Below are 17,618 nucleotides of genomic sequence, written 5' to 3' on the forward strand. Positions count from 1 at the left end.
AAAACTTATTTATAGTTATGAGTAATATAAAACCTGGATAGTGGCCGCTTGTAAAACGGTCATAATTCGGGTTTTATTTGTTTTTTAGTGTTAAGGTTACTTTTTATCATCCGCTTTTATTAGTTACTATATTAATAGGTAAAGAGGACTTGCGAACTAAACAGTGAATATATTTAAATTAAAGTTTCGAATTAAAGGAAGGTGATAACAAATGGAAAGTTTAACAATACCTGAGTTGTTTCTTTTATTATCTGTAGATGATGAAACAGAAACGATAAAAGCTCCTTATCAATCGAATATAGAAATGTTCATAACAATAAATATATTGTTAGAACTTTATCTTCAAAATCATATTCACATAGATCATGAATTTAATGTAAGGAGAACTGGAAAGTCATCAAATATTTCTTATTTGCAACAAACTTTAGATGCAACAGAGCATTTAGGAGATAAGCATGGTATAAAAATATGGTTAATGATGATTTGCAGTAAACAACAATTAACCCACAAACTATATAATTCAATACTGGAGTGTATACAACATAAAAAGCAAATAAAGATAATCGAAAAGCGTGTATTAGGTATAACGGTTCAAAAAAAATATATTTGCCTTCAAACGAAAAACCAAATTCTTATGTTTTTACGACAAAGATCTTTGGAAGGTGGGAGACAATTTTTAACTACGTTAACACTTTTCTTAGTTATGGATTTGAATGGTATGTTAAAAAGCGAAATATTTCAAAGTAATTATGAGCATTTAGTGCAATTAGAAGAATACAACGAGCGGTTGCAGGAGGTTACATTTTTGCGCAGGGTAATAATACATATTAAAGAGAAATTACCTAATCTTTTAATAAGGAAACACGCTCCATTTTCGAGCATGTAAGTTTAGTTATTTAACATACTGTATAACTGGTATCATTCAGTAGAGAAATTATATGGAGTTAAGTTGTAATGTTCTGTCTATTTCGATATTATGTTAGATGTAGTGCAGAGGAAATGTTTTACTATATTTGGACTTGTAGTGTTAAGTGAAAGGGGAATTATTATGGGTATCAGAAATTTAGTTTCTCACCTGTAGTAGAAAAATCTATTGCAGGAGGAGAATAATAATGAACGAATTAAATGTGAAGGAATTTTACCAAAAACAATTCGAACTGTCGAATTATGATATAAATACGGAAAATTGGCTAGAGCAGGTTGCTAAAGAAGTCCAAGAACAAGTTGGTCATCCATTTCAAACGATGTTAGAACTTGGTGCGGGAAATGGTAGATTTGCAAGGGCGATGTCTAGGTTACAAGTGAAAATGACTACGGTTGAACTTGTACCAGAGTTAGTTATGTTTGCAAAAGAACATTCTACTAATAATATAGATATTCATTGCGCTGATTTTTATAAAATTAACTTTGAAGAAAAGTTTGATGTTGTTAGTTATTTAGACGGATTTGGTGTAGGAACAGATGATGAGCAATTGATTCTATTAAAACGGATTAAAGATTGGATGAAGGATGATGGATGTGCACTTATTGATATTTATCAACCATTGTATTGGAAAAAAGTAAGTGGACAAGAAATGTCCTTAAGTGCAGCTATGCGAAAATACGAATATGATAGTATAAATGAAAGAATGTTAGATCATTGGTGGGACCCTAATTATCCAAATGATGTAGTAACACAGTCTTTACGATGTTATACGGTAGATGAGATTAGCAATCTATGTGCTGAAGCTGGTTTAAGTATTATGGGATTCTTCCCTGGGGGAGCATATGATTTTGAAAAACGAAAATATAAAGAATTGGCAACATTAAATGAATGTTTGGCATATCGAATTAAAGTAAGGAAGAGTAGGGATTAATCTCTACTCTTTTTTAATTTAGAAAATTCTTACTAAAACTATTGACTTTATGAATGGATTTTTAATACAATTATATTTCGACTGAAAAAATTGGAACGGACAGGAGGGAATCATCAAATGAACAACATTTTTGACGAAGAGTTACAAAAAATGAAAGATACTTTAAGTACGATGGATGATCAATTAGAACAGCTTGAAAAAATCCCGGTTTATTATGGAGAAGATTTTAAAGAGCAAATTCTTGAAAGTATGAGGGAGTCTAATAGACAAAGCTTACGTATTGGTGTACATGAGCCGTATTTTGGAAGATTAGACTTTCAGGAAGATGGCAAGGAAGACGTAATGCCGATTTACATCGGTAAAGTAGGTGTTTCGGATAAAGATACGATGAAACCAATTGTAATTGATTGGCGTGCACCTGTCGCAAGTATGTTTTATTCATTTACCGGTGGTGAAGAATTAGCATTTTATCATTCACCAGACGGATTAGTAGAAGGCGATGTTTATTTAAAACGAAACATTTCGATTCGAAAGAGAGAATTAGAACGTGTTGTTGATACATATGTGAAAGGAAATGAAGATGTCTCACATGCTGATGATTTTCTTCTATATCGATTAGGTGAGAATAAAGATAACAAATTGAAAGATATCGTTTCGACTATACAATCGGAGCAAAATGATATTATACGTGCGGAAAGAAACTTACCATTATTAATTCAAGGGGTTGCAGGGAGCGGAAAAACAACGATCGCTTTACATCGCCTTGCTTTTTTAATTTATGAATATCGTGAACAACTTGAAGCGGAGAGAATGATCGTATTCGCTCCAAACAGTTTGTTTTTAGACTATATTTCAAGTGTACTTCCTGAGTTAGGGGTAGGAAATATTAGTCAAACAACGTTTCCAGATTGGGCATTGCGTCTGTTAGAGGGTTCAGTGAAACTGAAGCAGACAGAAGAAAAATTGAAAGAAGCTTTCTCAATTAATCGCGATGAAAAAAAGGTTATGCTAGGTAAATTGAAAGGTACGCTGGAATTTAAGTCGTTTATTGAAGAAAGAATGATTCAATTTGAAAAAGAATTAGTACCGACAAAAGATTTTGAGGCATGGGATAAAGCAGTTATTCCAGTGGAAGACGTTAAAAAATGGATGCAAGTTGAATATAAACATTATCCATTAAAGAAAAGAAGAGAACGTTTAGTCGGCCGAATGAAGCGCTGGATTGAAATTGAACTTAAAAAGTTTGGAGAAACAAACGAGAAAAAGTTACTAAAAAAAGAAGCAACAAAGAGATTAAATACATATATGAATTTTTGGCCAAAAATGAGCGCACTTTCACTATATAGTTCGATGATGAAGAGTAAAGAAATACTCGAAGTATTACCTGAAGAACTTGTTCAAGAAACAGAAAAGAATTGCCGTAAAAAAGAAGTATATGTAGAAGATTTACCAGCTTTAATTTACATACACCATCGCATAAATGGAATTGAAATCGGACAGAAGTTTCATCACGTCGTTATTGATGAAGCACAAGATTTTTCACCATTCCAAGTGTATGTATTAAAAGAAATTACACTAGGTAATTCTTTCACCATATTAGGTGATTTATCTCAAGCAATTTATGATTATCAAGGAATTGAAGACTGGAATGCTTTTAAGGAAGTATTCCAAGAAACAGGTTATTATGAACTGACGAGAAGTTATCGTTCTACAAAAGAAATTATTGAATTCGCGAATGAAATAATTAAAAATGCAGAGATTCCAGTAGGACTCGCAACACCAGTTTTCCGTAGCGGGGAAGACGTGAAAGTAATCCGGGCAGAGGAACAATTTACTGAAGTTTTAAAGACATTACAGCATTTGCAAAATGAAGATGTGAAAACAATCGCGGTAATTGGTAGAACAGATGATGAATGCCATGATATATATGAGAAATTAACAAATGTAGGGTTGACAGTTAATGTCATTGAAGCAGATCAAAGCAAGTATGAAGGTGGTATTTCGGTAGTGCCAGTATACTTGGCGAAAGGGTTAGAATTTGATGCCGTACTTCTAATCGACGTTGATGAAGAACATTACAAAAATACAAAACATGATGCGAAATTATTGTATGTCGGATGTACAAGGTCGCTTCATGATTTATGGATTTTCTATAGCGGGGAAGTATCACCTTTAATTAAGGGATTAAAATAAATAAAAAAGAGGATTTTCTAGTAGTTCATGAAAATCCTCTTTTTATAGTTAAAAGGTATATGAATTAACAATCTAAGCTGTTTTTTAAATAATAAAATATCATATTCTCAAATTCCTGAATCTGCTCTTTTTCCCATAGACGAACAGCATCTACCGGATTTTGTGTATTCTTTAACCAATCTAGAATTAAGTTTAGTTGCTCTTGTGTTTGCCATATTATTTGTTCTTTTATGTTCTCATCCCGAATTCTCTCAATTAATTGAATCATATAGGGAAGTTTTTCAATACATTCGTTTAAATCTCCGCAATAACCTGATGGAAATTCATGCGTACCAAACTCTAAGCTATTTATATAGTAAGAAACAAGATGTATCATTGCCTCTTGTTCTGTATCGCCACCTAATTCAATGGTTTTTTGGAGAAGTTGTTCCAAATCCTCATCAGTATTTCCGGAACCCATATAAAGTCCCATCCATCTAAAAGGTCTTGAATCAGATGGATCCTTTTCTATCCATCGATATAGAATGTCTATTAGAAAACGGTTTAGTGGGAAAGTTAACACTTCATTTTTTTCGTTTGATGTATCTAAAATAGTAAACAGCGTAATAGCAAACTCTTGTTGTTCTTTGAGTTCCCATTTCTTTGCATTTGAAATAAATGTTTCTAAATGCTTAAAAGCTAAGTTTCGTAGTCCTGCTTCGAGCTGCTGACAGTAAGAAATAAAATCATGCCAGTTCTCATTTGTATTCATATGTATAATAATGGCTTGTAGTGCAGTGTGATTTTTACTCATTAGTTATGTATCTCCATCCCGATAAAATGCTATTTTAATTGAATAACGTAAGCATATAGAAAAAAATCACTGGAGTTATATGCTTTAATATGTGCGTTTAAGTATAAATCTTGGTGATGGAAGTGTTTCTTGTTCTGCTTCAAAATACGCAACTTGATTTGTAATTGAGTATAGAATAGAAGGCATTCCCATTCCAACAGCAGCCTCTAATGCGTCTAGCAAAGGGAGGGTTTTCCCATCAATTTTTGTGTCCCATGATATGGCGTAGCAAGAATCATCGGCCCCATGTTTTTTTAACAGACGACCTATATCAATTGGACACGAATTAGGTTTAGGAATTTCAATCATATATTCTTCACGTAGCGTAGTTCCGTAATTATGGCAAAGTCGACCGATCGCATCTTTACGTTTCTTAGTAGAAGATAGCTCGAACATGATTCTATTTTGAAGTCGCTTAGTAAAAAATGATTTTACAATGATCTCTTCTAATTTTTTATCCATTATAAGTCTCCAATCTATTAATCATGTGTTGGAAATTTTAGTATTATTATATCATTACATATATTAAAAAAGGAGAGTAACTATGATTACAAAAGTAATAACAAAAAGAAATTGGAGAATCGCGAAAAACATTGGAGAGATTAATGAAGCTTCACTTAAAGAAGAGGGATTTATTCATTGTTCATTATTAGACCAAGCTTTAAAAGTTGCTCAAAAACATTTCAATCATGAAAAAGATGTTTTATTACTTACAATAGATCCATCTCTTGTAAAAGCAGAAATAAAATATGAACTTGCTTCAAACGGTCAAGAATACCCGTATGTATATGGAGTAATTAATGTTGGGGCGATTGTAGAAGTTGTCCCATTTTCTAAAGAAAAAGGAGAGTTTATATTACCAGAGGTATATCGTTAAAAGTATTAATGGTATTTAAGTTTGTTAGTAAGCTGCAAGAAAATAAGAACACAAATTATATAGTTTGTGTTCTTATTTTCTGATTTTTATAAAAATAGATTGTTTTTGTCACAACTATACTGTACGATACATAGTATAAAACATATACTGTATGACATATAGTAATGCAAATGAGGTGGGTAAATGGATACTTTATTAAATTCATTAATTACTGAGCTAAGAAGAGGGACGTTGACATTAGCAGTTTTAAGCCAATTAAGAACACCGCAATATGGATATTCGCTTGTCCAGTTATTGGAGCAATCAGGAATCATGATAGATCAAAGCACTTTATATCCACTACTTCGCCGATTAGAAAAGCAGAAGCTAGTGACGAGTAGTTGGGATAAAACGGAGAGTAGACCTCGTAAGTATTATGTTTTAAGTGAATATGGATTAGAGATATTTTTGCAATTGAAAAAGGAGTGGATAAAGGATTCGAAAGAACTTTATAACCTTTTAAAGGAGGAGGACGAGAATGAGTTTGATTGATATGTACGTCCAGGAAGTTGCGAAGAGATTACCTGAAAAAAATCGTGAAGATATTATTCTTGAACTACGGTCAACTATCGAGGATATGTTACCGGATGATTATAATGAAGACGATGAAAAAAGAGTTCTTGAAAAAATGGGGAGTCCAGTCTTATTGGCTAATGGCTACATGGATAGACCAATGCATTTAATTGGACCACGTTATTTTGATGTATATACGACGTTATTAAAAATGATTATACCAATTGCAGTTGTTATTGCGCTTATTTCAATGGTTGCAGAAAATTTTATAAACTATAGTGGTGAACAGGCAGTATTAAATGTCATTTTAAAAATGATGGGTGAAGGGATGGGGAGAGTATTTGAAGTAAGCGTCCATGTATTTTTTTGCGTGACACTTGTGTTTGTAATTTTAGAGAGAACTGATAATGTAAAAGATCCAAAACCGTTAACAACAAGTTTTAAAAAATGGACTCCGGATGATTTGAAGCAAATTTCTTACATTCCAAGGAAAAAAGAAATTTCTAAGCTTGAAGTATTTGCAGGTTTAATGTGGACGGCAATATGGGCAACACTTTACTTTTATGCGAATCATCTCGTAGGCGTATACAATGGTACTGAAAATGGATTGAAGTTTGTCGCGCCAACGTTTAATCAAGATGTGTTACTTCAGTATTGGCCAATCGTTGTTATTATGATTGTGTTTGAAATAGGTATATCTCTGTATAAGTTAGTACAGGGACAATGGACGAAAAGATTGGCAATTGGGAATGCTTTTCTTCAAATAGCTGGAACAATAGTATTCATTGTAATTGTAGTAAATCCGCATTTATTTAACGAAGGATTTAATACGTATGTGGCAAATGCGTTTACTACCTCTCCGGAGGAATTTAAAAAGTGGTTAATTGGTGGAAGTGTTCTCATTTACATTTTATCTGTGGTATTAAATATATTTGATGGTTTCCGAAAAGCTCGGATTCGTATGTAGGAGTGAAATGGAAAATTTGATAAATAGTTAATTAAAGAAGATAAACTTTATGAAAGGAAGAAAACAATGATAAGGGAAGCAACGAAAAAAGATGTAACATTTATTTTAGATATTTATAATGATGCAATCCTTAATTCAACAGCTGTATATGCGTACAAACCTGTAACCCTTGAAAATAGAATAGATTGGTATGAACAAAAAAAGGCTGATTGCTATCCAATTTTAGTCTACGAGCTAGATAATAAAGTAGTAGGATTTGCGACATTTGGTTCATTTAGAGCATGGCCTGCCTATAAATATTCAATTGAACACTCTATATACGTTGATAAGGAATATAGAAAAAATGGAATTGGGTCCTCTTTAATGGAAGAATTAATCACAATTGCAAAAGGAAGAGAATATATGACCTTAATTGCTGGAATTGATGCGGAAAATGAAAAAAGCATTGTAATGCATAAAAATTTCGGATTTGTTTATTCGGGAACAATAAAAAAGGCTGGTTATAAGTTCAATCGATGGCTAGATTTAGCTTTTTATCAATTGGAGCTTAACGGACCTGGAAATCCTATCGAAGAATAGATGTATTCGTTATGCGTAATAATTAATTTTAAAAGGTAGTGTGAAGAAATTTCATACTATCTTTTTCTTATTGTATTCATGATTATCATTTAGCAAAAAAGGATTCTTATATTCTATATCGAATTTTGAGAAGATGATAAAACGACATAAAAAGAGGGATGAATATGCAGGCTGTCATTGGAAAAATAAAAGAAATACAAATTGGTCAAGTTGGAATACTTGTTTATTCAACAAAGAATGGAAATATAGTTGCTACCCATAACAATGAGCTATACGTTCCTTTAGCATCAGCAGCAAAAGTGGCAATTGGATTTACAGTAGCAAAGATGGTAAAGGATAAACTAATTAGTTGGAGTGATACACTTCATGACATTAAGTATAATCCAAATGAGGATAGTGCGCAGTTATATCCTCACTTACAAGACAGAGCTACATTAACACTTAGTAAAGCGGTTGAAGTAATGATAGCATGTCACGACAGCTATATTGCTCAGTCAATTGTTATGCACTGCGGAGGATGGGATACTGTCAGAGAATATGTTTCAACGAACTTTTCCAAGATTCATATACAGGAAAACCCTAAAGATGAGAAAAATATTGGGGAATTACAACAAGTTCTTTCGCTTTTATTACATATTTTCCAAGGATATAAATCCGCACCAGAATTATGGGAACCAATTATAAGTGGAATGGTAAGACAACAAGGAGAGTATGAAGGTATACCTTATTATCATCTAGCACATATGACAGGTGGTTTATCCACCGCTATAATAAATATTGGTATAATAGGAATGTTTCATAAATTTCCGTTTCTTTATGTAATTGGGGGAAGAGATTTACCTAATCGATTTGATAATAAACAAGTTGATGAAACCGTTATAGAAGCTTTGAGGTACGTGTACAAAGAATACAGTAAAAGTATATTAGGGGTGAGTGATTGAAACGAAACTTAAAGACTTCAACAATCATTATTTTAATCATTACGATTATTGCTCTTGAAGTTGGAATTGCACTATACGATCACACTTTGTCATTAGATACAATTTATTTTGCAGCGATTCTTATCTGTATTGTATTGCTTTTTGGCACACGTCTTTCTGAAGAGAAAGAAAGTACATCGAAACAGAGACGAAGAAAAACAGCTTTTATATTTTGGCCATCTATTTTATTATTAATTGTTAGTTTTGCAGTTATTAGTTATGTAAGAATAGGCTATGTCTCTGTACCAGGGATAATTGGTTTCTCATGCTTTGTTACATATGGTGGATTTGTATTCATTAGTATTTTAAAGAGAAGAAACAAAAATTAAAAGTAGTTTACGAACTGGGGAGGATGAAAAATATATGAAACGCATAGAGAATGGTACTCGCACTGAAGGAGAATACATTAAAAATAAATTAATTCAATATAATATGTCCGTGCTGTCAGATGAAGTAAAACAGCAAATGGAACAAGTAAACCTCGTAGTGAAAGATGAGGAAGGAAAAATCTTTGGCGGGGTAACAGGAACGATGTATTTTTATCATCTTCATATCGACTTTTTATGGGTTGATGAATCAGTTCGTCATGACGGCTATGGCAGTCAATTGTTACATAAAATTGAAGACATTGCGAAGGAAAAAGGATGTAGACTCATATTACTAGATTCATTTAGTTTCCAAGCACCAGAATTTTATAAAAAGCACGGATACCGAGAATATGGTGTCGTTGAAGATCATCCGAAAGGGCATAGTCAACACTTTTTAGAAAAGAGATTATAATAATATTATGTATACTGGTTGAGGGGAGAAAAAATGTACACGTATAAATTACAACATGAACAACCAATCTGTGCAGAGAAAATAAAGCAGCTTTACGATTCTGTAGGCTGGTGGCCAGAAAGAAAAGAAGTCGATATTCAAAAAATGTTAAAAAATAGTATGACAATTGGAGTATGGGAAGAAAACGAATTAATTGGATTTGCTAGAGTCGTTTCAGATGGTGTTTTTCGAGCGTACATAGAAGATGTTGTCGTACATGAAAGTGTAAGAAATAAAGGCATTGGAGAGAATATGCTTACAATATTACTGGAAGAGATATCTCATATTGATATTGTTAGTCTATTTTGCGGAGAGAAACTCATAAAGTTTTATGGTGAACAGCAATTTAAAGCGACGAAGCAAATTGTAATGCATCGTAATCAAATAGTGGAAGAATAAGAGGTGCCAGAAGAATGAATGCAACGAGAGAGTATTGTTTATCGAAAAGAAAAGCGACAGAAGATTCTCCGGATGGCTGGAGTGCAACATGTATGAGATTAAATAATAAAATATTTGCGATAGTAAACCATGAAGAAGGTGAAAAAGCTGCGATTACATTAAAATGTGATCCAGAACTTGCCTTGCGAATAAGAGAAGATTATCCCGAAACAATTATTCCTGGATATCATATGAATAAAAAACATTGGAATACAGTGTATATACATAAGGATGTAGAACAAGAGCAAATTAATAAAATGATTGATTGGTCGTATGATTTAGTACTACAATCATTTTCAAAGAAAAAGCAGAAAGAGTTAATGGATTAATATGTATTAGGGGTGGATGTAATGAAAGACTCAGTCAAAGATACGTATGATAAATTAGCGAGTACATATAAAGAAAATCTAGATTTGGCAAATCCATATAACAGTTATTATGAAAGACCAGCGATGATGGAGATTATTCCAAAGAAACTAGAAGGGAAGAGAATACTAGATGCTGGATGTGCAGCTGGATGGTATACTTCTCAATTCGTAGGTAGAGGAGCTAACGTTACAGCAATTGACGTAAGTTCTGAAATGGTAAAAGCCGCAAAGGAAAGTACAGGTGATAAAGCAACGTTTCTTTGTCATGACCTTCAAGAAACATTACCGTTTGAAGATAATGCTTTTGATATGATTGTAAGTTCGCTTACTCTTCATTACTTGCAAAATTGGAGTGCTGTATTTCAAGAATTTCATCGCGTCCTTAAACCAGGTGGTTTATTTGTGTATTCCGTTCATCATCCATTTATGGATTTTACAAAATTTCCGTGTGAAGATTATTTTAAAACGCAATTGTTAGTAGATACTTGGCGGAAACCCAATATTACAATTGAAGTAAGTTTCTTTAGAAGGTCACTTCAAGATATTATTAATGAAACAACGAGTAATTTTGTATTAGAAGAGTTAGTCGAGCCGAAACCGATTGAAAAGATGAAGGAAGTAGATGGAAAATCATATTATTATTTAAACACTAACCCGCATTTCCTTATTATAAAAGCGAAGAATAGAAAGTGAAACCGTATATAAATAGCTAGTAAAATGATTATATTTTACTAGCTATTTGCAGTTTCACATTATATATTAGGAGATTTTGAAATGAATACGAAACGAAATAGATTACTATATGCAATGTTTACTATAGTTGTTATTATTTTAGGTCTTAGTTCAAGAAAGTTTGCTTTTGCGTTACCTGATTTATTAAATGATTACTTAGGTGATGCTTTATGGGCATTAATGATTTTCACTGGATCCGGATTTTTGTTTTCTAAAATAGAAACGAAGAAATTAGCTTTTATTAGTTTGATATTTTGCTACGGGATTGAAATTAGTCAATTGTACCATGCGGAATGGATAGATAGCATTCGAGCAACGACTTTAGGTGGACTCGTATTAGGTTACGGATTTTTATGGAGTGATTTAGTGGCTTACACAATTGGTGTTGGAGTAGGAATGCTTGGTGAGTTTGTGCTAGGGAAGAAATAAGTGACTTTAAAAAGGGGGATTTGTACATGAAGGATATATTAGAAATTGCAAAGTTTTGGTTTCAAGATAAAGGTGTCACAGCTACTGAAATTCAACCAAACGTAACGAAGATTCATTGTAATAATAAAGCGTATATTTTAAAGGGAAAGGGATCGATAAAACAGTTTCTAGTTGAACTAAATGTATTAGAACAGCTTGATGAAAAAGGAGTTAAAGTACAAAAATTAGTAAAAACGAGAAATGATGAAAGGTCCGTATTGTATAAAGAGAAGAATTATTGTTTGTACGAATATGTTGCCGGAAGTGTACTAGAAATCAAAGATACAGAAAAGCTAAAAGTGCTAGGAAGCACAATTGGAGAGGAAATGGCTAATTTACATCACGAACTAAATTCAGTGAATAGTGCTGACGAGTTAATAAAAAGAGAGTTATATAAAGTGGTATACGAATGGGCTTTACCGAATTTAGTAAAGCATGAGCATGTTCATCAGGATGTAATTCAAAAAATGGATCAAATACATACAACTTTTAAGGAAACGATTCACTCATTACCGAAACAAATTATTCATCGCGATATGCACTTATCAAATGTAATCTTTAGAGAAAGTGATTTTCAAGGGTTTATCGATTTTGAGCTTCTAGAAGAAAACGTTAGAGTATTCGATTTATGCTATTGCTGTACAAGTATTTTAAGTGAGATATTTAGTGATGAAACATTAAGAGGGAAATGGTTACAAATTGTAAGTGAAATTTTAAAAGGATATTATAAGCAAAACATTTTAACGAGAGCAGAACTACAATCAATTTGGTATGTAATGCTTTCAATTCAAATTATATTTATTACTTATTTTGTTCAGTTAAAAGATTTACTAAAGTTAAATGAAGAGATGTTTTTATGGATTTTTGCTAATAAGGAAGATATTGAAGAATCTATAGAAAGAAGCGTACTCATATGAAAAAAATTATATTAATTGGTTCTGGTGGTTCAGGAAAATCCGCATTAGCAAGGCAGTTAGGTAATAAGCTAAATATTAAGGTGCATCATCTTGATGCACTATTTTGGAAACCAAATTGGGAGGGTGTACCGAAAGAGGAGCAAAGAACGGTTCAAAATGAATTAGTTAAAGGGGAAAAGTGGATTATTGATGGGAATTATGGCGGGACAATGGACATAAGAATTAACGCAGCTGATACAATTATCTTTCTTGATATTCATAGAACAATTTGTGTTTATCGTGCTTTTAAAAGAATTGTGCAATATCGGAATAAAACAAGACCGGATATGGGGGCTGGATGTGAAGAAAGATTTGACTTGCAATTTTTCAAATGGATATGGGAATATCCTAAAACGAAACGACCTTCAATTTTAAAGAGGCTAAATCAATTGAGTAAGGATAAAGATGTTATTATTTTAAAATCTTCAAATGAAGTAAGACTATTTTTAGAGAAGCACGATACCATAAATAGTTAGATTATAAAAAGAAGTAACATGGGGGGATAGGATTGAATAGATTCATTGGCCCGGCTGACTCTAATATGGTGAAAATTCCAACAGGAAAAGTAGAATTAAGAGATGATCGAATAAAAAAAGAATGGCAAGTTCAAATAAAACCATTTCTTCTTGCAAAGTATGTTGTAACAGCGGAATTATATTACGCAATTACGAATCGTGCACTAAATGGTAATGAAAATGGTAATAAACCTGTTGTAAATATTTCATGGCATGATGCAATTGCTTTTTGTAATTTACTGTCTAAAATAGCAGGGTTTACAGAGTATTATTCTATACAAGATGATGGGAAAAAGGTTAGTTGTAACTTGCATTCAAATGGCTATCGATTACCGTCTGAGGCAGAGTGGCAATATGCATGTAAAGCAGGTACGACGGGATATACGTATGGGGAACTTCAGAAAATAGCGTGGTATAATGAAAATTCAAGTGGGCAAATTCATGACGTCGGTAAAAAAGAGCCGAATGCATGGGGACTTTATGATATGTTAGGGAACGTTTGGGAATGGTGCTATGATTTGTATGATGAAACAGTGTACGGGTCATACCGCATTTTTCGTGGTGGTAGTTGGGCTGAAGCAGCTAGAGGTTGCGGTGCCACTTGTCGCCGTCGTAGTCATCCTACGTTTCATATAGATGATCTCGGTTTTAGGCTTGCTAGGTCAATTTAGCAGGAAAATGATACATATAACACCGTAAAGAGTATGGAAAGTATCCATATTCTTTACAACATAGAAATTTTGAAATTTGAGGAGTGTTTTGAATGGCACGTGTTTTATTCATTAACGCTGGATCAGAAGGACATATAAATCCAACATTACAGGTTGTAGAAGAACTGATTTCTCGCGGTGAAGAGGTAGTTTATTTTTCAATAGAGGCTTTCAGGGAGCGTATTGAGAAGACAGGTGCTACTGTACGAACGATTGATGATCAAAAATTTATACAAGCATTTCTTTCCGGTGGTCGGAATTATTTACAGGAAAGAATAAATGGTCTTTTACATACAGCAGATGTTATTATACCGAGTGTTCTAGAACAAATTGAAGGAGAACATTTTGATTATATTATTCATGATTCGATGTTTGGCTGTGGACGCTTAATTGCCCAAATTCTTAATCTTCCAGCCATAAATTCATGCACATCTTTTGCACAAGATGAAAAATCATTTAAACAAATGTTAGACCATCTTTCTAAAAATATCCCACTGGAATTTCAGGATAGAATACATAATGATTTTGAAAACTTAACTAATGGAATTACAGAAAAATATGGTGTTGATATAAACTCACCGTATGAAGTTTTCTGTAATCCAGCTTCACTTACTATTGTGTATACAATTAAGGAGTTCCAACCTTTTGGGGATACATTTAATGAAACATTCAAATTTGTGGGTCCATCTATCTCTACACAAGTGAAAAATGAAGGTTTTGATTACACTTCAATTGAAGAAAAAAGCCTGATTTACATTTCATTAGGTACTGTTTTTAATGAAGCGCTTGATTTTTATAAACTTTGTATGAAGGCGTTCGAGAATAGTAAGCATACAATTGTTATGTCTATTGGCAACAAAATGGAAATAAGTGATGTAGGTAATATCCCTAAAAACTTCATTGTGAAAAACTATGTACCACAAACTGAACTTCTCAAATATACGAAACTATTTATTACACACGGCGGTATGAACAGTACGCATGAAGGGATATATAACGGTGTTCCACTCGTTGTAATTCCGCAAAGTGCAGATCAGCCAGTAATCGCAAAGCAAGTGGAGAGTCTCGGGGCAGGAGTTAAATTGCAAATGCAAGGATTAACTGCGGATCAACTAAGTGAAAGTGTAGAAATAGTATTAAATAATCCGTCATGTAAAGAAGCTACTTTGAATTTGAAGGAGTCTCTCCGAAAATCAGGTGGGTATAAGCAAGCAGTTGATGAAATTTTTAAATTTACAGGCTGTTATTAAAACTATACATGTGAAAGGGTGTCTATATTAAATGATATAGACACTTTTATGTTATATGAAGCGAGGAATTGATGAAATGGAAAGAATGAAAATACTAGATGTAAATTTTGCTGACATGACAGCTACACCATTTTTTCAAGTGGAGGCGAAAAATAGAATTAGATTCGATATAGAATTATTTGAGGGTAATTTGAGAGGATTAAGAGGGATTTTGACTGAACTTTTTAAAAGTCCTGATGCAATTGATGTTTCATTTATTTCCGGTTACATAACATATGGTAAAAGTAAGAGAATAAATGAGAAAACAAAAATTGGAAGGTTCATGAAGATTAAGAATTGGGCAGAAACGAAAGTAGACGTTGATGATCTTGAAAGTACAATCATATTTACTACGATTAAAGGTGTACATGAAGATGAAGTATATAAGTATTGCAAGTATGTCGTTAATGGTGGTCAGCAAGCGTATATTTCTTTTTATAACGATACTTATTTATTGTATATAAGTACAGACGTTATTGACATTGTTTCACCAGATACAAGTTTAATAGAAAAGTTAAAACTTCAATACAGTGAAGAATATGATAAGTTTTATGAAACTATATTGACGGATTCGGAAATGTTTACAAGTGATAAGTAATTTCAAAGTATTGATAGAAAGATATATGGAAAATGGAGATGACACGTTGTTTTAAAATAATGTGATCTCACATTGCCATGCGTTTTAAGTTAACGATGAAGGGTTTCAAGACGACTTGGTGCAATTCATCCATATATATACCTAAAATTTTTCATTACAAGTACTACAATTTCTATTGCTCACTTTTACTTTATAAATTTAGGATGTAGTTTTACGTGTTAGTAGTAATTTCACTGTTTCTGCACAACTTCTGCACACATTTAGGTGATTTCTATGTCATGATATATTCAGTAAGTGAAATATATCACAAGAAATGAAATGTTTCTTTACGACGGTGTATGCATATTTACGTATACACGAAATAAGGTTGACTCTTGTTATTCTTTTACATCAAAGCCCACATTACACTACGAAGTATAACAAGAAGGGGACAGGAACATGAATAATCGATTTTTAAAACAACTACAAAACTTGAAAATGAACAAAAAAAGTATAGGAGCTGTTGCATTAACAGCTGGAATTATCGGCACGACACTTATTCCTCAAAATGCATACGCGCACGGCTTTGTTGAAAAGCCTGGTAGCCGTTCCGCTTTATGTAGTCCAACTTATGGTGCTCTAAATGTAAACTGCGGAAGTGTTATGTATGAACCACAAAGTTTAGAAGCTCCAAAAGGATTCCCACAAGGTGGCCCAGTTGATGGGCAAATCGCTTCTGCAGGTGGCAAATTTGGCGGTATTTTAGATCAACAAGCAGCGGATCGTTGGTTTAAAAATACAATCACTGGTGGGGAAAATACATTTACTTGGAAGTATACAGCGCCTCACTTAACAAGCAAATGGCATTACTATATTACAAAAAAAGGATGGAATCCAAATAAAGCACTAACAAGAGCAGACTTTGAGCCGATTGGCACTGTACAACATGATGGTTCTGCAGCTTCAAATAATTTAACTCACAAAATCAATGTACCTACTGACCGTAGTGGATATCATGTGATTTTAGCAGTATGGGATGTAGCTGATACAGTAAATGCATTCTATAATGTAATTGATGTTAACCTCATCAACGATGTGAAACCAGACACAGAAGCTCCAAGTATTCCAAATGGACTTCAGACGCAAAAAGTAACAGCAAATAGTATAGAACTAACATGGAACACTTCTACGGATAATGTAGGGGTGAAAGGATATCAAGTTTTCCGTAACGGAGAGATGATTGACACTGTACTAGGCACTCATTTTATTAATAAACAATTAATACCAAGTACAGAATACACTTATACTGTAAAAGCAATTGACGCGGCTGGCAATGTATCGAAAGAAAGTACAGCGCTTACAGTGAAAACGACAGTTGAGGCTCCTGATACAGAAGCACCAACACAACCAAAAGGATTACATAGCATGGGAACAACAGCGTCAAGTGTGGATCTAATGTGGAGTCCATCTGATGATAACGTTGGTGTAGACTATTACGATATTTATAGAGAAATAGAAGGAACAATGAAAAAAATTGCAACATCCAATACGACTTCTTATATGGATAAAAATTTACTCGCTAATACTACTTATAAATATGCAGTGAAAGCAGTGGATGTAGTTGGAAATGAATCCGTACAAAGTGATACGTTCACAATTACTACAAAAACTGAAAGCGCTTCATATGAAGCGTGGAATGCAAAGAAAGCATATAAAAAGGGAGATAGAGTTTTACACGAGGGAAAAGTGTATGAGGCAGTCCAGAATTATGAAGGACATGGGGATCCAAACTGGATTTTTGCTTTATCCTTATGGAAAACAGTGTAAGCTTTACCTTAAAATGAAATGAAAGATGATGGGCTTTGATACAAAAAAAGGAAGCTTGAGAATTAACTTTTCTGCTTATAAAA

22 protein-coding genes are annotated in these 17,618 nt (G+C 33.1%); 20 read left to right on the plus strand and 2 right to left on the minus strand.

The window, feature by feature from the left end:
• Positions 1-211: 211 nt before the first annotated feature.
• From ABH959_RS11135 to ABH959_RS11145, 3 genes are all read left to right on the plus strand, one after another.
• Positions 212-886, plus strand: coding sequence for a hypothetical protein (locus ABH959_RS11135; RefSeq protein WP_219302612.1), 675 nt, complete (start codon positions 212-214; stop codon positions 884-886).
• Between the two features lie 226 nt (positions 887-1,112).
• Positions 1,113-1,856, plus strand: a complete 744-nt coding sequence (locus ABH959_RS11140; protein ID WP_404492582.1) for a class I SAM-dependent methyltransferase — start codon at positions 1,113-1,115, stop codon at positions 1,854-1,856.
• Between the two features lie 117 nt (positions 1,857-1,973).
• Positions 1,974-4,049, plus strand: a complete 2,076-nt coding sequence (locus ABH959_RS11145; protein ID WP_404492583.1) for a HelD family protein — start codon at positions 1,974-1,976, stop codon at positions 4,047-4,049.
• Positions 4,050-4,113: 64 nt separating this feature from the next.
• On the opposite strand, the gene ABH959_RS11150 is transcribed toward ABH959_RS11145, so the two are convergent.
• Together ABH959_RS11150 and ABH959_RS11155 are read right to left on the minus strand one after the other, a co-directional pair.
• Positions 4,114-4,842 carry a hypothetical protein gene (locus tag ABH959_RS11150; RefSeq protein WP_219302606.1) on the minus strand — a complete coding sequence of 243 codons (729 nt, stop codon included), beginning with the start codon at positions 4,840-4,842 and terminating at the stop codon, positions 4,114-4,116.
• 84 nt (positions 4,843-4,926) lie between these two features.
• The gene (locus ABH959_RS11155; protein ID WP_404492584.1) at positions 4,927-5,343 is read right to left on the minus strand and encodes a hypothetical protein; all 417 of its coding nucleotides are present in this window, start codon (positions 5,341-5,343) and stop codon (positions 4,927-4,929) included.
• Between the two features lie 82 nt (positions 5,344-5,425).
• On the opposite strand from ABH959_RS11155, the gene ABH959_RS11160 reads away from it, so the two are divergent.
• The 17 genes from ABH959_RS11160 to ABH959_RS11240 all read left to right on the plus strand — a co-directional run bounded on the left by ABH959_RS11160 (position 5,426) and on the right by ABH959_RS11240 (position 17,535).
• Entirely contained in the window at positions 5,426-5,758 is a 333-nt protein-coding gene (locus ABH959_RS11160) for a DUF952 domain-containing protein (RefSeq protein ID WP_113938496.1), read from the plus strand.
• 183 nt (positions 5,759-5,941) lie between these two features.
• Complete coding sequence (locus ABH959_RS11165) at positions 5,942-6,289, plus strand: PadR family transcriptional regulator (protein ID WP_404492585.1); 348 nt, start codon at positions 5,942-5,944, stop codon at positions 6,287-6,289.
• Complete coding sequence (locus ABH959_RS11170; protein WP_404492586.1) at positions 6,276-7,277, plus strand: HAAS signaling domain-containing protein; 1,002 nt, start codon at positions 6,276-6,278, stop codon at positions 7,275-7,277. Before ABH959_RS11165 ends, ABH959_RS11170 begins: the two co-directional genes overlap by 14 nt.
• A 66-nt stretch (positions 7,278-7,343) precedes the next feature.
• Positions 7,344-7,856, plus strand: a complete 513-nt coding sequence (locus ABH959_RS11175) for a GNAT family N-acetyltransferase (protein WP_404492587.1) — start codon at positions 7,344-7,346, stop codon at positions 7,854-7,856.
• A gap of 164 nt (positions 7,857-8,020) precedes the next feature.
• A complete protein-coding gene (locus ABH959_RS11180) occupies positions 8,021-8,797 on the plus strand; it encodes a serine hydrolase (RefSeq protein ID WP_404492588.1) in 777 nt (258 codons plus the stop codon).
• On the plus strand, positions 8,794-9,165 hold the full coding sequence (locus tag ABH959_RS11185; RefSeq protein ID WP_404492589.1) for a hypothetical protein: 372 nt from the start codon (positions 8,794-8,796) through the stop codon (positions 9,163-9,165). The genes ABH959_RS11180 and ABH959_RS11185 overlap by 4 nt, the downstream gene beginning before the upstream one ends.
• Positions 9,166-9,199: 34 nt before the next feature.
• Entirely contained in the window at positions 9,200-9,616 is a 417-nt protein-coding gene (locus ABH959_RS11190) for a GNAT family N-acetyltransferase (protein ID WP_113938491.1), read from the plus strand.
• A 33-nt stretch (positions 9,617-9,649) separates the two neighbouring features.
• Complete coding sequence (locus ABH959_RS11195) at positions 9,650-10,054, plus strand: GNAT family N-acetyltransferase (RefSeq protein ID WP_113938490.1); 405 nt, start codon at positions 9,650-9,652, stop codon at positions 10,052-10,054.
• 14 nt (positions 10,055-10,068) lie between these two features.
• A complete protein-coding gene (locus ABH959_RS11200) occupies positions 10,069-10,422 on the plus strand; it encodes an MmcQ/YjbR family DNA-binding protein (RefSeq protein WP_002085101.1) in 354 nt (117 codons plus the stop codon).
• Positions 10,423-10,443: 21 nt separating this feature from the next.
• Positions 10,444-11,154 (plus strand): class I SAM-dependent methyltransferase, encoded by a 711-nt coding sequence (locus tag ABH959_RS11205; RefSeq protein ID WP_404492590.1) that lies wholly within the window; start codon positions 10,444-10,446, stop codon positions 11,152-11,154.
• Between the two features lie 81 nt (positions 11,155-11,235).
• Entirely contained in the window at positions 11,236-11,622 is a 387-nt protein-coding gene (locus tag ABH959_RS11210) for a ribosomal maturation YjgA family protein (protein WP_113938489.1), read from the plus strand.
• A 26-nt stretch (positions 11,623-11,648) separates the two neighbouring features.
• Positions 11,649-12,578, plus strand: a complete 930-nt coding sequence (locus ABH959_RS11215; RefSeq protein WP_113938488.1) for a phosphotransferase enzyme family protein — start codon at positions 11,649-11,651, stop codon at positions 12,576-12,578.
• Positions 12,575-13,093, plus strand: a complete 519-nt coding sequence (locus ABH959_RS11220; RefSeq protein WP_404492591.1) for a DNA topology modulation protein — start codon at positions 12,575-12,577, stop codon at positions 13,091-13,093. Before ABH959_RS11215 ends, ABH959_RS11220 begins: the two co-directional genes overlap by 4 nt.
• A gap of 32 nt (positions 13,094-13,125) precedes the next feature.
• Complete coding sequence (locus ABH959_RS11225; protein WP_404448785.1) at positions 13,126-13,803, plus strand: formylglycine-generating enzyme family protein; 678 nt, start codon at positions 13,126-13,128, stop codon at positions 13,801-13,803.
• Positions 13,804-13,895: 92 nt separating this feature from the next.
• The gene (locus tag ABH959_RS11230; protein ID WP_404492593.1) at positions 13,896-15,092 is read left to right on the plus strand and encodes a macrolide family glycosyltransferase; all 1,197 of its coding nucleotides are present in this window, start codon (positions 13,896-13,898) and stop codon (positions 15,090-15,092) included.
• Between the two features lie 76 nt (positions 15,093-15,168).
• A complete protein-coding gene (locus tag ABH959_RS11235) occupies positions 15,169-15,729 on the plus strand; it encodes a phosphatase (protein WP_340953931.1) in 561 nt (186 codons plus the stop codon).
• A gap of 438 nt (positions 15,730-16,167) precedes the next feature.
• Complete coding sequence (locus ABH959_RS11240; protein WP_404492594.1) at positions 16,168-17,535, plus strand: lytic polysaccharide monooxygenase; 1,368 nt, start codon at positions 16,168-16,170, stop codon at positions 17,533-17,535.
• Positions 17,536-17,618 lie beyond the last annotated feature (83 nt).

The sequence above is a fragment of the Bacillus sp. RC51 genome, from assembly GCF_044908115.1.
Taxonomy (GTDB): domain Bacteria; phylum Bacillota; class Bacilli; order Bacillales; family Bacillaceae_G; genus Bacillus_A; species Bacillus_A mycoides.

Excerpts from the sequence above, each read along its gene's own strand:
- ABH959_RS11135 (WP_219302612.1), top strand. The coding sequence starts at position 212 with ATGGAAAGTTTAACAATACCTGAGTTGTTTCTTTTATTATCTGTAGAT.
- ABH959_RS11140 (WP_404492582.1), top strand. The coding sequence starts at position 1,113 with ATGAACGAATTAAATGTGAAGGAATTTTACCAAAAACAATTCGAACTG.
- ABH959_RS11145 (WP_404492583.1), top strand. The coding sequence starts at position 1,974 with ATGAACAACATTTTTGACGAAGAGTTACAAAAAATGAAAGATACTTTA.
- ABH959_RS11150 (WP_219302606.1), bottom strand. The coding sequence starts at position 4,842 with ATGAGTAAAAATCACACTGCACTACAAGCCATTATTATACATATGAAT.
- ABH959_RS11155 (WP_404492584.1), bottom strand. The coding sequence starts at position 5,343 with ATGGATAAAAAATTAGAAGAGATCATTGTAAAATCATTTTTTACTAAG.
- ABH959_RS11160 (WP_113938496.1), top strand. The coding sequence starts at position 5,426 with ATGATTACAAAAGTAATAACAAAAAGAAATTGGAGAATCGCGAAAAAC.
- ABH959_RS11165 (WP_404492585.1), top strand. The coding sequence starts at position 5,942 with ATGGATACTTTATTAAATTCATTAATTACTGAGCTAAGAAGAGGGACG.
- ABH959_RS11170 (WP_404492586.1), top strand. The coding sequence starts at position 6,276 with ATGAGTTTGATTGATATGTACGTCCAGGAAGTTGCGAAGAGATTACCT.
- ABH959_RS11175 (WP_404492587.1), top strand. The coding sequence starts at position 7,344 with ATGATAAGGGAAGCAACGAAAAAAGATGTAACATTTATTTTAGATATT.
- ABH959_RS11180 (WP_404492588.1), top strand. The coding sequence starts at position 8,021 with ATGCAGGCTGTCATTGGAAAAATAAAAGAAATACAAATTGGTCAAGTT.
- ABH959_RS11190 (WP_113938491.1), top strand. The coding sequence starts at position 9,200 with ATGAAACGCATAGAGAATGGTACTCGCACTGAAGGAGAATACATTAAA.
- ABH959_RS11195 (WP_113938490.1), top strand. The coding sequence starts at position 9,650 with ATGTACACGTATAAATTACAACATGAACAACCAATCTGTGCAGAGAAA.
- ABH959_RS11200 (WP_002085101.1), top strand. The coding sequence starts at position 10,069 with ATGAATGCAACGAGAGAGTATTGTTTATCGAAAAGAAAAGCGACAGAA.
- ABH959_RS11205 (WP_404492590.1), top strand. The coding sequence starts at position 10,444 with ATGAAAGACTCAGTCAAAGATACGTATGATAAATTAGCGAGTACATAT.
- ABH959_RS11210 (WP_113938489.1), top strand. The coding sequence starts at position 11,236 with ATGAATACGAAACGAAATAGATTACTATATGCAATGTTTACTATAGTT.
- ABH959_RS11215 (WP_113938488.1), top strand. The coding sequence starts at position 11,649 with ATGAAGGATATATTAGAAATTGCAAAGTTTTGGTTTCAAGATAAAGGT.
- ABH959_RS11220 (WP_404492591.1), top strand. The coding sequence starts at position 12,575 with ATGAAAAAAATTATATTAATTGGTTCTGGTGGTTCAGGAAAATCCGCA.
- ABH959_RS11230 (WP_404492593.1), top strand. The coding sequence starts at position 13,896 with ATGGCACGTGTTTTATTCATTAACGCTGGATCAGAAGGACATATAAAT.
- ABH959_RS11235 (WP_340953931.1), top strand. The coding sequence starts at position 15,169 with ATGGAAAGAATGAAAATACTAGATGTAAATTTTGCTGACATGACAGCT.
- ABH959_RS11240 (WP_404492594.1), top strand. The coding sequence starts at position 16,168 with ATGAATAATCGATTTTTAAAACAACTACAAAACTTGAAAATGAACAAA.